At 74.7% G+C, this 13,414-nt stretch carries 14 protein-coding genes; 4 read left to right on the forward strand and 10 right to left on the reverse strand.

Going from position 1 to position 13,414, the window contains the following annotated elements:
- Positions 1-6 precede the first annotated feature (6 nt).
- From ACO229_RS01380 to ACO229_RS01415, 8 genes are all read right to left on the reverse strand, one after another.
- A complete protein-coding gene (locus tag ACO229_RS01380) occupies positions 7-615 on the reverse strand; it encodes a nucleotidyltransferase family protein (protein WP_423463478.1) in 609 nt (202 codons plus the stop codon).
- A 94-nt stretch (positions 616-709) separates the two neighbouring features.
- Positions 710-1,375 carry a maleylpyruvate isomerase family mycothiol-dependent enzyme gene (locus ACO229_RS01385; RefSeq protein WP_423463479.1) on the reverse strand — a complete coding sequence of 222 codons (666 nt, stop codon included), beginning with the start codon at positions 1,373-1,375 and terminating at the stop codon, positions 710-712.
- 38 nt (positions 1,376-1,413) lie between these two features.
- The gene (locus tag ACO229_RS01390; protein ID WP_423463480.1) at positions 1,414-2,067 is read right to left on the reverse strand and encodes a pyridoxine/pyridoxamine 5'-phosphate oxidase; all 654 of its coding nucleotides are present in this window, start codon (positions 2,065-2,067) and stop codon (positions 1,414-1,416) included.
- Positions 2,064-2,624 (reverse strand): TetR/AcrR family transcriptional regulator, encoded by a 561-nt coding sequence (locus ACO229_RS01395; protein ID WP_397431060.1) that lies wholly within the window; start codon positions 2,622-2,624, stop codon positions 2,064-2,066. The genes ACO229_RS01390 and ACO229_RS01395 overlap by 4 nt, the downstream gene beginning before the upstream one ends.
- A gap of 69 nt (positions 2,625-2,693) precedes the next feature.
- The gene (locus tag ACO229_RS01400) at positions 2,694-2,912 is read right to left on the reverse strand and encodes an SCO4848 family membrane protein (protein WP_397411240.1); all 219 of its coding nucleotides are present in this window, start codon (positions 2,910-2,912) and stop codon (positions 2,694-2,696) included.
- Positions 2,913-2,946: 34 nt separating this feature from the next.
- Complete coding sequence (locus ACO229_RS01405; RefSeq protein ID WP_423463481.1) at positions 2,947-4,170, reverse strand: GNAT family N-acetyltransferase; 1,224 nt, start codon at positions 4,168-4,170, stop codon at positions 2,947-2,949.
- Positions 4,171-4,217: 47 nt separating this feature from the next.
- On the reverse strand, positions 4,218-4,853 hold the full coding sequence (locus ACO229_RS01410; RefSeq protein WP_397411236.1) for a GNAT family N-acetyltransferase: 636 nt from the start codon (positions 4,851-4,853) through the stop codon (positions 4,218-4,220).
- 91 nt (positions 4,854-4,944) lie between these two features.
- Positions 4,945-5,484 (reverse strand): GNAT family N-acetyltransferase, encoded by a 540-nt coding sequence (locus tag ACO229_RS01415; protein ID WP_423463482.1) that lies wholly within the window; start codon positions 5,482-5,484, stop codon positions 4,945-4,947.
- Between the two features lie 87 nt (positions 5,485-5,571).
- Between ACO229_RS01415 and ACO229_RS01420 the strand changes: the two genes are divergently transcribed.
- The 4 genes from ACO229_RS01420 to ACO229_RS01435 all read left to right on the forward strand — a co-directional run bounded on the left by ACO229_RS01420 (position 5,572) and on the right by ACO229_RS01435 (position 9,672).
- Complete coding sequence (locus tag ACO229_RS01420) at positions 5,572-6,960, forward strand: DHA2 family efflux MFS transporter permease subunit (RefSeq protein ID WP_423463483.1); 1,389 nt, start codon at positions 5,572-5,574, stop codon at positions 6,958-6,960.
- Between the two features lie 61 nt (positions 6,961-7,021).
- Positions 7,022-7,819, forward strand: coding sequence for a siderophore-interacting protein (locus tag ACO229_RS01425; protein WP_423463484.1), 798 nt, complete (start codon positions 7,022-7,024; stop codon positions 7,817-7,819).
- A gap of 219 nt (positions 7,820-8,038) precedes the next feature.
- On the forward strand, positions 8,039-8,989 hold the full coding sequence (locus ACO229_RS01430; RefSeq protein WP_423463485.1) for a hypothetical protein: 951 nt from the start codon (positions 8,039-8,041) through the stop codon (positions 8,987-8,989).
- A gap of 269 nt (positions 8,990-9,258) precedes the next feature.
- Positions 9,259-9,672: a VOC family protein gene (locus tag ACO229_RS01435; protein WP_423463486.1), complete on the forward strand. Its 414-nt coding sequence runs from the start codon at positions 9,259-9,261 to the stop codon at positions 9,670-9,672.
- 26 nt (positions 9,673-9,698) lie between these two features.
- Here ACO229_RS01435 and ACO229_RS01440 read toward each other — a convergent pair whose 3' ends face one another.
- A complete protein-coding gene (locus tag ACO229_RS01440; RefSeq protein ID WP_423463487.1) occupies positions 9,699-10,622 on the reverse strand; it encodes an NADP-dependent oxidoreductase in 924 nt (307 codons plus the stop codon).
- A gap of 68 nt (positions 10,623-10,690) precedes the next feature.
- Positions 10,691-13,237, reverse strand: coding sequence for an ATP-dependent DNA ligase (locus ACO229_RS01445; RefSeq protein ID WP_423463488.1), 2,547 nt, complete (start codon positions 13,235-13,237; stop codon positions 10,691-10,693).
- Between the last annotated feature and the right edge of the window lie 177 nt (positions 13,238-13,414).

Genomic DNA, 13,414 nt, shown 5'->3' on the forward strand with positions numbered 1-13,414 from the left:
GGTCGGTCACGGCCGGTGGTCGACGTCGGTCCCGCCGCCCAGGTCCGTGCAGTCGACGGCCCGCACCCCATGCTCGCGCAGGTACGGTCCGGCGCCGGTGTCCCCGTGCACCGCGTCGGCCAGCGGCCCCCAGTGGGCACGGCCGACGAGTACGGGGTGCCCGGGATCGCCGGCATACGTGGCGCGCGCCAGCGTGCCGCGGGCGGCCTGCTCGGTGAGCGTCCCCAGCACCCGGCGCACCGCGTCGGGCCGCAGGCCCGGCAGGTCCACGAGCGTGACGGCGGCGGCCACCGCGCCGGTGCGCCCGGCCTCCGCCAGGCCGGCGCGCAGGGACGCCGCGACACCGTCCGACCAGCCGGCCGCGACCACCGGGCGCGCGTCGGCCGGCACCAGCACCCGGGCCTCGTCGGCCCGCGCCCCGAGCACCACGACGACGTCCGAGCAGCCGCCCTCGCGCAGCGCGCGGCAGGCGAGCTCCAGCCACGGGGTGCCGTCGTCGTCGCGGACCAGGGCCTTGGGCATCCCGAACCGGGTGCCGGCCCCGGCCGCGAGCACGATCCCGACGACGTCGGGCGGGCCCGCCGGGCCGGGGGCGTGCGGTGCTGTGCCTCTCATGCGAGGAACCTAACCGGCCCGGCCCCGCACAGCCTCGGACCGGCAGGCCCTGGACACGGCGGTCCGTGTCCAGGGGCCTGCGGACCGTACGGCGTCAGCGGCTCGACGTGGGCCACGGCCCGAGCTCGGGCAGCTCGCCCGGCAGCGGCGTCGCGGGCACGCGCCCGGCCAGCCACACCGTGACGTCCCGCGGGTCGCCCGCGATGTCGTCCACCGCGACACCGTCCGGCAGGCGCACGGCCAGGAACGCGCGCAGGTGGCCGCACAGCGTGTCGTCCCACGTGCCGTACCCGATCGGCGCCGCCGTGCCGGACGTCGCGTCGACGGCGTGGATGCGCACCTCCCGCCACCAGGCCAGGACGCAGCCCGACAGGGGTCCGTCGCGGTAGCCGCTCGGGGCGTCCCACAACGGCGACGCGGGCGCCGGCCAGGTGCGCGACAGGTCGTCGCGCAGGCGCGACAGCACCTCCAGGTGCTCGTCGAGCGTGCGGCCGGACCCGGCCTCGATCGCCGCGTCCCGCGCCGCGCGGCTCGCGTAGACCGGGACCACCTCGCCGCGCTCGGCGGCCCGGGCCTGCCCCAGCAGCGCGGCACCCACGCCCGCGACATGGGACAGCACGTGCCCGCGGGTCCAGCCCTCCAGGGTCGACGGCCCCGCCAGGTCCTCGGCGGTCAGGTGCCCGACGGCGGACACGAGCGCGTCCAGGCCGGCAGCCGAGTCGGTCAGGGCGTGCGGGACGAGGTCGGCGGCGGTGCTCACGGGGGATGTCCCTTCGTCGGGGGCGGGATGGGTCGGGATCACGGCCACAGCAGACCGGCGGACCAGCCGCCGGCGTCGGCCCGGTAGAGCAGGCGGGTGTGCGGCCCGTCGTCGGGCGCCTGCCAGAACTCGACGCTCACCGGCGTCAGCACGTAGGCCGTCCAGTCCGGCGCGGCCAGCCCCGGGTCCGCGGTGACGGCGCGCAGGGCCTCCGTGAAGGCCGCCACGTACTCGTCCCGTGACCCCAGCGGCTCGCTCTGCCGGTTCACCAGGCCCGCGGCGCGCGAGGCGTCCGGACGTGCCAGGAAGTCGGCACGGCTCACCTCGGCCCCGGCCGACGCCGCACTGCCCGTCACCTTGACCTGCCGGCCCAGCTCGGGCCAGAAGAACGTCAGCGCGGCGTGCGGGTTGGCCGCCAGGTCCTGCCCCTTGGGCCCCGAGGACTGGGACGCGAACCACCACCCCTGCGCCGTCACGTCCTTGAGCACCAGCGTGCGGGCGTGGACTCGCCCCGCGGCGTCGGCGGTCGAGAGGGTCGCGGCGTGCGGGGCCAGCAGGCCCGCGTCGATCGCCTCGTCGAGCCAGGTCTCGAACAGCTCGTGGGGCGTGGCGGGCGCGGCGTCCGGGTCGAACACCGGCAGGCCCGGCCGGGCGAACGCGGGCAGCGCGCGGAGGCGCTCGCGGAGGGTCACATGCTCTCCTTCTCGGTCAGCAGGCCGACGAAGCCGCGCACCGCAGCGGTGAGCGCGTCGGGATCCTGCGTGGCGCGGGCCAGGACGTAACCGCCCTGGATGATCGCGAGGGCGGCGTGCGCACGGTCGCGCGCGACGTCGTCGGGCAGGCCCGTCTCGCGGAAGATCGCGGTCAGCTCGCGGAGCAGCCGCACGAAGTAGGCGGTGAGCACGTCGCGCAGGCCCTCGTCGTCCATCACGGCCTGGTCGGACGTGTGGCGGCCGATCCTGCAGCCCGCCAGGGCGTCCCGTGGCCGTTCGAGGTAGGCGATCACGCGCTGGACGGCGGGGGAGTCGCTGCGCAGGGTCCGCATCGCGCGGGCGAGCGCGTCGTCCACCGTGGCGCCGACGGCGGCCACCGCGAGGTCGTGCTTGGTGGGGAAGTGGTGGTAGAGGCTGCCCTGGCCGACGCCCGCCGCGCCCAGCACGGCGCGCGGGCTCGTGGCGCCCACACCCTGGGTGGCGAAGAGGTCCTGCGCGGCGTCGACGAGCCGGTCGCGAGCTGTGGCCGTGGTCATGGCGGCACCATACCTACCTCCAGGTATGGTGACAAGCGGGCGGTGCCCGGACGTCGGCGGGCGCCGTCGTCAGAACAGGGTGAGGACGCCCAGGACGCCGACCGCCAGGGCGAGGGCGAGCGAGACCGTGATCAGGACGGCGTGCACGGTACGGAACCGCGTGGCCCGGCCCTCGGCGTCGCGCGACCGCGGGTCGGCGGCGATGCGCTGCCAGAACCGCGGCCAGATGACCAGGTTCCAGAGCGCGGTGACGACGAGGACGACGGACCAGCCGGCAGGAATCTCCACCCGCCGATTATCCGCCGCCGGGGACGGGGGAGGATCAGAAGTAGTCGCGGACGTGGAGCTGACGGCCCGCGAAGAGGGCCGTCAGGGGCGCGTCGTGGGTGTCCGGGCCGGTCAGGTGGCCCCCGAACCGCAGGTTCGCCGCCGACTGCACGCCCGCGTACAGCAGCGCCAGCCCGTTCGCGGTGAGCACGGGCCGCTCGTGGTGCGCGTCCCCGACGGCGACGTCGTCCTGCTCGACGTGCGTGACGCCGTCGGACACGGTGAGCGTCCAGCCGCCCGTGAGGTCGGCCGGGCCCCGGACGGCGAACGGGACGCGCACGCCCTCCAGCGGGGACTCGATGCCGCGCAGCGCTCCGGCGACGTCCAGGACCCGCAGCATGTACGGGTGCGCGGAGTGCACGGTCGTCGTCAGGTCGGGGAGCACGAGCCAGGCGGGGTCCAGCCCCGACGTCGACACGCGGGCCGTGCCGACCACCGTCGAGAAGCTGCCGACCGTGCGCCACAGGGCGCGGGCGGCGTCCGGCGTGAGGGCGATGAGGTCGTCGATCTCCATGACCGCCGTGGCGGGCGTGTACCCCTCTCCGCGGATCCAGCTCGCGAAGCCGACCACCTCGCCCTCGGGCCCCGTGGCGCCCCGCTCGTCGATCGCGAGCGTGACGCCCGTGTAGTCGGCGAAGAACTTCTCGGGCGGGGTCCAGAACGGCTTCTCGGCCCGGGAGACGGGCCCGTTCTGCCGGGCGGCCCAGGTGCGGTGGACGGCGACGACGGCATCGAAGTCGGCCACGCCGGCCCTGCGGGTGACCACGCCGTCGGGCGCGGCCACCCGGCCCAGGTTCGGCAGCGGCACGTCGACGTCGTCGAACGAGCCGACCACCTCGTACCCGAGCCCCCGGTAGATGCCGGGCGCGGTCGGGTAGAGCGTCGAGATGGTCTCGCCGCTCTCGCGGGCCTCGGCCAGGGCGGCCGCGAAGAGCCGCGCGAGATGCCCCGAGCCGCGCCGCTCGGGCTCGACGGCGACCCCGGCGACGCCCGCCGTCGGCACCTGCGCGCCGTGGAACCACGACGTGAACCCGTACACACGCAGGCGGGCGGCCAGGTCGTCGCCGTCGAAGGCGCCCCACTCCCGGAAGCCGGCGGCCGTCCACTCCTCGCGCGTGGGGACGGCGCGTCCGCCGTCGGGCGCGCCGAACGCCTCGCCGCCGAGGCGGGTGTAGGCGGGCTGGTCGTCGTACCCGACGGGGCGCACGGTGATGCTCATGGGAGCGACCCTAGGGAACGGGCGGGGCCGCCTGCGAGCCCAAAAGCTCAGTCGCCGAAGTACGCCACCAGGTCCTCGGCGGGGTGCGGGCGCACCAGCGGCGTGCGCGTGACCTCCAGCGGCTCGGGCGTGAGCAGGCTCGGCAGCTCGGCGTCGGCGGTGCGGTTGCCCGGCGTGATGCCGTCGTCGCGCACGAGGTCGCGCTGGAACATGACGGCGTCGTGCCACTGGCCGTGCTTCCAGCCGATGCGCTCGAACGAGCCGGCCCGCTGGAACCCGGCGGCCTCGTGCAGGGCGACGGCGGGGTCGTTCGGCAGCACGATGCTGGCCACCACGCGGTGGTAGCCGCGCCGGGCGAGCCGCTCCAGCAGCGCGTCGTACAGCGCGCGGCCGGCGCCGCGGCGCTGGTGGTCCGTGGCCACGTAGACGTTGGTCTCCAGCGTCCAGCGGAACGTGGGCCGGTCGGCGAACGGCTTGGCGTAGGCGAAGCCCGCCACGACCCCCTCGGTCTCCAGCACCAGCCAGGTCTCCCGGCCGAAGAACCGCTCGATGCGGCGCGTCATCTCGCGAGCGTCCGGCGGGGTGGTCTCGAAGGTCGCCGCCGAGTCGGCGACGAAGGGGGCGTAGATCCCGGCGCAGGCTGCGGCGTCGTCTGGTGTCGCGACGCGGACGATGCGGTCCATGCACGGATCCTGCACCGCAGCGGTGCAGGGCGATGATCGCAGCGCCGAATTGACGGCGGTGGGTGCAGCGGGTAGATGCCGGGCTGGCGGGTCAGCCGGGCTCGCCGGCGGGCGGCGCCCCGCCGAGCTCGGGCACGAGGTCCTTCTGGAGGCGCATGACGTCGCGCCACCGGCCGTGCTTCCACCCGATGCGGCGCAGCGTGCCGACCACCTCGAAGCCGAGCGCCATGTGCAGGCCCAGGCTGGCGTCGTTCGGCAGGGCCAGGCCCGCCACGAGGCGCCGGTAGCCGCGTTCGGCCAGCCGCTCGAAGAGCGCCTCGTAGAGCGCCCGGCCGGCGCCGGTCCGGCGTCGGCCCGCCTCCAGGTACACGCTGGTCTCGACGGCCCAGCGGTAGGCCTCGCGTGCGGAGTACGGGCTGCCGTAGGCGAAGCCGACGACGTCGCCCGTGGCCCGGTCCTCGGCGACGAGCCAGGCGTGGCCGGCCGAGTAGCCGGCGATGCGCCGGGCCATCTCGGCGGTGCCGGGCGGCTCGGTCTCGAAGCTGACGTGGGTGTGGCGCACGTAGAAGCCGTAGATGTCGGCGCAGGCGGCCGCGTCGTCGGCCGTCGCGGGGCGGATCGTCAGGTCCATGGTCCGATGGTGCCGCATCGCCGGGTCCGGGCGGTGCCGGGCCCCGAGGCGGCGCGGGTGTCGGTGGCGGGGCATAGCGTGTGTCTCGTGACCACGCTCCAGCGGCGAGTGCTCCTCGTCGCGATCCTCGGCTCGTTCGTGTCCTTCCTCGACGGCACGGTCGTGAGCGTCGCGCTGCCCGCCATCGCGCGGGAGCTCGGCGGCCCGGGCGCCGAGGGCCTGGCCCTGCAGCAGTGGGTCGTGGACGCGTACCTGGTGACCCTGGGCGCGCTGATGCTCGTGGCGGGCTCGGTGTCGGACGTCTACGGGCGCCGGCGGGTGCTCGCGGTCGGGCTGGTGGGCTTCGCCGTGGCCTCCGTGCTGTGCGCGGTGGCGGTGACGGGACCCGTCCTCGTGGTCGCCCGTGCGCTCCAGGGCGTGGCGGGCGCCCTGCTGGTGCCCAGCTCCCTGGCGCTGATCGTCGCCACGTTCTCCGGCGAGGCGCAGTCCCGCGCGATCGGGCGGTGGACGTCCTGGACGACGGGTGCGATGATCGTGGGCCCGTTCGTCGGCGGCATGCTGGTCGACTTCGTGTCGTGGCGCTGGGTGTTCTGGATCAACGTGCCCGTCATCGCGCTCACCCTCTGGCTGCTGCGCGGGGTCCCGGCCGCGGACGGCGAACCGGGCCGCCGGGTGGACGTCCCGGGCGCCGTGCTCGCCGCGCTCGGGCTCGCGGGCGTGGTGTTCGGGCTCATCGAGGGCGACCGGCTCGGGTGGACCTCGCCCGGCGTCCTCGTGTCGGCGCTCGGGGGTGCCGTGCTGCTGGTGGCGTTCGTCATCCACCAGCGGCGGGCGGCGGACCCGATGCTGCCGCTGCGGCTGTTCCGGGCGCGCAACTTCGCGTGGGGCAACCTGGCCACCACGGCGATCTACGGCGCCCTCTCGCTCGGCGGGTTCGTGCTGACGCTGTTCCTGCAGCAGGTCGCCGGGTACTCGGCCACCTGGTCCGGGGTGGCACAGCTGCCGACCACGCTCGCGATGATCGCGCTGTCCGCGTGGTTCGGCACCCTGTCCGGCCGGTACGGGCCGCGGCTGTTCATGACGGTCGGGCCCGTCGTGGCCGCGGCCGGGTTCCTCCTCATGCTCGCGATGGACGAGACGGCGTTCTACCCGACGCAGGTGCTGCCGGGCCAGCTCGTGTTCGGGCTCGGCCTCTCGATCACGGTGGCGCCGCTGACGGCCGCCATCCTCGGCGCCGTCCCGCCCCACGACGCCGGGATCGGTTCGGCGGTCAACAACGCGGTCGCCCGGGTGGCCGGGCTGGTGACGGTCGCGTTCGCGGGCATCATCACCGGCGGCGTGCTCGACGTGGCCTCGTTCCACCGTGCCCTGCTCGTGACCGCGGCGCTGCTGGTGGCCGGCGGCCTGCTCTCGCTGATCGGCATCCGGAACCCGCGGGAGATCGATGCGGACCAGCCCCTGGTCAAACCTACTTAGGTATGCCTAACCTCGGTGCATGGGATACAAGGGACGCAAAGCGGTCGATCCGCATGTCGTCATGGCTGAGGTCGTCAACACCAAGCGCGTCACGCCCAGCATGATGCGCGTGACGCTCGGCGGCGACGGGCTGGCGCAGTTCACCCCGGCCGGGTACGACCAGTGGTTCCGCCTCTTCCTGCCCCGCGCCGGCCAGGACATGCTGCGTCTGCCCACCCGCTCCTCCGCCCTCTGGTACGCCGAGTACCTGACGACGCCGAAGGCGCGGCGCCCTTGGGTCCGCAACTACACCGTCCGCGCCGCGCGGCCCGACCTGAACGAGATCGACGTCGACTTCGTGCTCCACGGCGACGGCGACCAGCACGCCGGCGACGCCCACCCGTCCGGGCCGGGAGCCGGGTTCGCCGAGGCGGCCGAACGGGGCACCCGCGTGGGCCTGCTCGACCAGGGAATCGGCTACGACCCGCGGCACGCGCACGACTGGACGCTCCTGGTCGCCGACGAGTCCGGCCTGCCCGCCGTGGCGGGCATCTGCGAGTCCCTCCCGCGTGACGCCCGCGGGATCGCCGTCGTCGAGGTACCCACCGCCGAGGACCGGCAGGAGGTCCGGGCTCCGGCCGGCGTGGAGCTGCGCTGGGTGGTGCGGGACGCCGCCGACGCGGTGCCGGGCCAGGCGGCGCTCGCGGCGCTGCGCGAGCTCGACCTCGCCGGGTCCGGCGGCGCGGTGCACGCCTTCGCCGTCGGTGAGTCGTCGCTGGCCACGGGCGCACGCCGGTACCTGGTGGGGGAGTGCGGGGTGCCGAAGACGCACGTGGACTTCGTGGGCTACTGGCGGCACGGACGCTCGTCCCCGGGGTGATGCCGGCGGGGGGCGCCGGAGCGCGACTCGGAGCGACGTGGTCGGCAGAAGGTCAGGTGATCGGCACCCCGGGCTGCCGATCACCTGACCTTCTGCCGACCGCCTGACCTTCTGCCGACCGGTGCGGGAAGTCCTCCACAGGGCGGCGCGGGCTTGTGTTGTGCACAGGGGGCGTGATCCGGGTGGGCGTGGCGCGACGGGGTGGGTGATCGTCGCTGCATGAACGAGACGGGAATCATCCTCGCCCGGCACCACGACCGAGAGGCGTTGCGTCGCGCGCTGCGGGACGAGCGCATGGAGAAGATCCGCCGGGGCGCCTACCGCGGCAAGCGGCCTGCTTCTGCCGACCGGTACCGGGACGCGACCGAACGGGCGACGGCTCGTGTCCTCGCGGTGAGCTCCCAGCTTCGCGGTGCGGTGGTGAGCCACGAGTCGGCTGCGCTGCTGCACGGCCTGAGGCTCTGGCAGCTGCCGGAGCGTGTGCACGTGGTGCAGGCGTACCGGGCGTCGTCGGCGTCGGCCCTGGACATCGCCCGGCACCGGCTGACGCTGGGCGAGCACGAACGGACCGTGGTGGGCGCGGCGTCCGTGACAAGCCTGGCCCGGACGGTCGCGGACTGCTGTCTGTCGCTCCACCCGCTGCTCGCGCTGGTGATCGCGGACCACGCGCGCGCTCTCGGTGCGGACCTGGCTGCTGCCCGGGAGTCCGTCGTGGGCCGACGTGATCCGCGAGGTCGCCGTCGTGCGCTCCTGGTGTTGGCGATGGCCGATGCGGGGGCGGAGTCGGCGTGGGAGAGCTGGTTGCGCTACCTCGTCCTGCGCGCCGGGCTACCGCGCCCGATGACGCAGCTCCGCGTGCCCACACCCCACGGTGAGTTCCGCGCCGACCTGGGCTGGGAGCAGTTCCGGCTGCTGGCCGAGTTCGACGGTCGGGTGAAGTACACGCAGGGTGCGCTGGGCCCCCGGCACGACGCCGGACGCGCGCTGTTCGACGAGAAGCGGCGCGAGGACTATCTCCGTGACCAGCGCTGGACCGTGGTTCGCGTCACCGCGTCGGACGGCCCGGCCACTGCGCTCGCCAGGATCGGCCGCCACCTCCCACCCCCGCCCGACGAGCCCCCGCACCCCCGAGACCTCCCGCCCCCACCCCTGCCGCGCGGATGGAGGTAACCATCACTCCTGATGCGCGGACGGGATGGTCGGCACCGCCGGTGCGCGGACGGGATGGTCGGCAGAAGGTCAGGTGATCGGCACCCCGGGGTGCCGATCACCTGACCTTCTGCCGACCATCCGGCTCCGGCTCCGGCTCCGGCTCCGGCTCCGGCTCCGGCTCCGGCTCCGGCTCCGGCTCCGGCTCCGGCTCCGGCTCCGGCTCCGGCTCCGGCCGGAGGGAGCGGAATGGGGTTGGGCGGAGTGGGGGTGTGTGGCAGGGTCCGGGGATGGTTGCCTTCGTGTCGCACGTGACGGTCGACTGCTCCGACGCGTACTCGCTCGCCCAGTGGTGGAAGCCGGTGCTCGGGTACCAGGACGTGCCCGGTGACCCCAACCTTCCGGGGCACGAGGAGTGCATGATCACCGACCCCGAGGGCGCGGGGGTCGACATCCTGTTCATCGAGGTGCCGGAGGGCAAGTCGGCCAAGAACCGGCTCCACCTGGACCTGCGCCCCCGCGCGGACCTGCGGGACACCGAGATCGAGCGGATCGCGGCGCACGGTGCCACCGTCGTCGCCGACCACCGCGGGATCTACGGCCCCGGCTCGGGATGGGTCACCTTCGCCGACCCGGAGGGCAACGAGTTCTGCGTGCTGCGCTCGCCCGCCGAGATCGCGACCGCCGAGCCCGCCGACACCTGAGGCAACCGCGCCGGCACCCCGGGCCGTCAGACCCGGACCACGACCTTCCCGCGGGTGTGGCCCGTCTCGCTGGCCCGGTGCGCGTCGGCGGCGTCGGCCAGGTCGAAGACCTCGGCGACCTCGACCGAGAGCCGGCCGGCGTCGAACAGGGCGGTGAGCGCGTCGAGGTCCGTCGTGGACGGGCGCACCCACACGTACTGCCCGCCGTGCTCGGAGCGGGCCGTCGGGTCCGCGACCGAGGTGAGCGTGCCGGCGTCGGCCAGCAGGTCGACGGACGCGGCGACGGCGCCGCCGCCCGCGAAGTCGAGGATCGCGTCGATGCCATCGGGGGCCAGGGCGCGGACCCGGTCGGCCAGACCGTCGCCGTAGGTGACGGGCTCGGCACCCAGGCCACGCAGGAACTCGTGGTTGCGCTCGCTCGCGGTGCCGATCACGCGGGCGCCCCGCTCCCTGGCGATCTGCACGGCGAACGCGCCGACGCCGCCGGCCGCGGCGTGCACCAGCACGGTCCGGCCCTCCCCGACCGCGGACCGCTCGATCGCCTGATAGGCGGTCAGGCCGGCCAGCGGCACCGCGGCCGCCTCCTCGAAGCCGAGCGACGCCGGCTTGCGGGCCAGCGTCCGCACCGGCGCGGCCACGAGCTCGGCGAACGTGCCGCCCTGGACCGTGTCCTTGCGCACGTAGCCGTACACCTCGTCGCCCACCTGGAGCTCGGGCGTGTCCAGGCCAACCTGCTCGACCACGCCGGCCACGTCCCAGCCCGGGATCGCGGGGAAGTGGGTGTCGATCAGGCCGTGGAGCCGGCCCTCGCGAATCTTCCAGTCGACCGGGTTCACCGAGGCGGCCCGGACGCGTACCACGACGGTGTCGGGGCCGATGTGGGGGTCGGGCTGCTCGGTGAGCCGCAGCACGTCCGCGTCGCCGAACTCGGAGTAGGTGATCGCTCGCATGGCAGTGACGGTACGCCGGGTCCGCCGGGCACGGCGCGCGGACGAGGTTACAAAAAGTGTGCCAAGCGTCACGCCTGGCCCGGGTGCTCGACCTGCACGTCCTCGGGAGACTTGTCCGGGCGCCAGCCCCGCCACACCGAGTGCCGCATCCGCCGCTCGCCCGAGGCACCGTCGCCGCCCTCGGCCCAGTCCGCGTACGTCACCTCGCCCACCAGGCGGGGCGACACCCAGCGCGCGTCCGACGCGTCCTCGCGGGGGACGCCGGACGCGGCGGGTGTCTTGCGCGTCATGCCTTCCAGCCGTGCGGTGATCTCGCGGCGCTCCCGCTCGCTGAACCCGGTGCCGACCCGGCCGACGTAGCGCAGGCCGTCGTCGTCCGGGATCGCCATGAGCAGGGAGCCCATGACCGCCGCGTTGGCGCGCCCGGGTCGCCAGCCCACGACCACGATCTCCTGGGTGGCACTGTGCTTGACCTTCAGCCACTCCCGTGAGCGTCGTCCCGTGTACGTGGAGGTGCGCCGTTTGGCGACGACGCCCTCCAGGCGCAGGGTGCGGGAGGTTCTCAGGGCGGCATCGAGGTCGCCCTCGAACACCGGCGGCAGGTGCACGGGCGGTGCGGGCGTGACGAGCGACTCCAGCAGCTCGCGGCGTTCGGTCCACGGGCGGCCGGTGACGTCGGCGCCGTCGGCCTGGAGCACGTCGAAGAGCATGAGGTCCACCTGGACGCGGGCCCGGGCGCGGGCGACGTCGTGCTCCTTGCGGAGGTTGGCGCGCTGCTGGAGGCGGCGGAAGTCGGGGCGGCCGGCGCGGTCGAGTGCGACGATCTCGCCGTCGAGCACGACCGGGAGGCGGTCGGGGTCCACCTGGGCGGCGAGCGCGCCGAGCTCGGGGAACGTGACGGTGAGGTCCTGGCCGGAGCGGCTGACGAGGCGCACGGTCGCCGGGTCCTCGACGTGGGCGAGCGTGCGGAACCCGTCCCACTTCATCTCGAACATCCACTCGTCGGGTTCGCGGAGCTCGCCGTCGGTGGCGGCGGTGGCCAGCATCGCGCGCCAGGGTCCGCGCGCGGGGGCCGCCGGCTCGGGCTCGGCCTGCTGCGGGGGGTCGGCCGCCTGCTCGGGCTCGGCCCGACGCCCGGACCCGGCCCGCCGCGTGGATGCGGAGGCGGGCTCGTCGTGTCCCGCCTGGTCCTGGCGTCCGTCGCCCGGCTGGGCCTTGGTGAGGTGGATCAGCCAGTTGTTCTCGGCGTCGCCGTCGCGCCCGCCGGTGCGGATGAGGGCCAGGCGGCGGGCGCCGCGCCGGTCGGAGCGGAGCGTGACGATCACCTCGTCGTCGCGCCACTTCTCCAGGTCGTAGGTGCCGGCGTCCCAGATCGTGACCTCACCGGCGCCGTACTCGCCGGCCGGGATGCTGCCCTCGAAGGAGCCGTACTCCAGGGGGTGGTCCTCGGTCTGCACGGCGAGGTGGTTCCTGGCCGGGTCGGTGGGTTCGCCACGGGGCAGGGCCCAGCTCACCAGCACGCCGTCGTGCTCCAGGCGGAAGTCCCAGTGCAGGCGGCGGGCGTGGTGCTCCTGGATGACGAAGGTGGGGTCGTGCTCGTCGGCGTCCTCGGCGTCGGAGACGGGGCCGAAGGGTTCCGGTGTCCGCCCGGGGTCGCGCTTGGCGCGGTAGGTCTCCAGCTTCTGGAAGGTGGCGAGCCGTTCGGGCGTCGGTTCCAGGGCTGCGCGGTGCCCTTCCAGGAGGGGGGCGAGCAGGTCGCCGTCGGTCGCGACGCGCTCCACCACCTGGTCGGCGGTGAGGTGGGCGAGGTCCGGGTCGTCGAGCTCGGCCCAGGTGCGGGGGGCGGCGACCCAGGGCTGGTCGAGGCCGCGCAGGGAGTACGGGGCGATCGTGGTCTTGCTGCCGTTGTTCTGCGACCAGTCCACCAGCACCTTGCCCGCGCGCAGCTTCTTGCTCATGTCGCTGACCACGAGGTCGGGGTGCTCGGCCTCCAGGTACCGGGCGAGCTCGTGCGCCACGGCGGAGACGGCGTCGGACCCGAGGCGGGTGTCGGCGGCCTTGCCGAGGGCGGCGTAGAGGTGGATGCCCTTGGAGCCGGAGGTGACGGGGTAGGGCTCCAGGCCCATGCCCTGGAGGATCTCGCGGGCCCAGCGGGCCACCTGCGCGCACTCGGGCAGCCCGGCGCCAGGACCGGGGTCGAGGTCCAGCACGAGGCGGTCCGGGTCGAGCCGGGCGCCGGTGCGGCCGAACTGCCACTGCGGGGTGTGCAGCTCCAGGGTCGCGGTCTGGCCGAGCCAGGTCAGCGTCGCGAGGTCGTTGACCAGGGCGTAGTCGTTGGACGACGTCTTGTGCTGGATCGACCGGCGCTTGACCCAGTCGGGGGTGGAGGCGTCGAGGTTCTTCTGGAAGAACATCTGCCCGCCGGTGCCGTCGGGCCACCGTTTGCGGGTCACGGGACGGTTCGCCACGTGCGGCAGCAGCACGGGCGCCACCTGCGTCAGGTAGTGCAGCACCTCGCCCTTGGTGGTGCCGGACGCCGGGTACAGCACCTTGTCGAGGTTGCTCAGGCGCAGGCGGTGTCCGTCGACCTGCACCGTCTGCTGCGTGGGCGCCATCACACCATCGTGCCGCCGGTCGCGTCCGCTCGCTCGCGTTCGTGCTCGTCGGACGGGGTGCGGGGCGGACGCCGGGGTGCGGCGGTGCCCGGGGCCGCGGCGGCGGGTGTCGTGGGGTGCCTGGGAGGTCCGTTAGGCTCCGGCGAGTGAATTCGGATGACCTCGTGGGTGGCCCGT

It is taken from the genome of Promicromonospora sp. MS192, assembly GCF_049532985.1.
GTDB lineage: Bacteria > Actinomycetota > Actinomycetes > Actinomycetales > Cellulomonadaceae > Promicromonospora.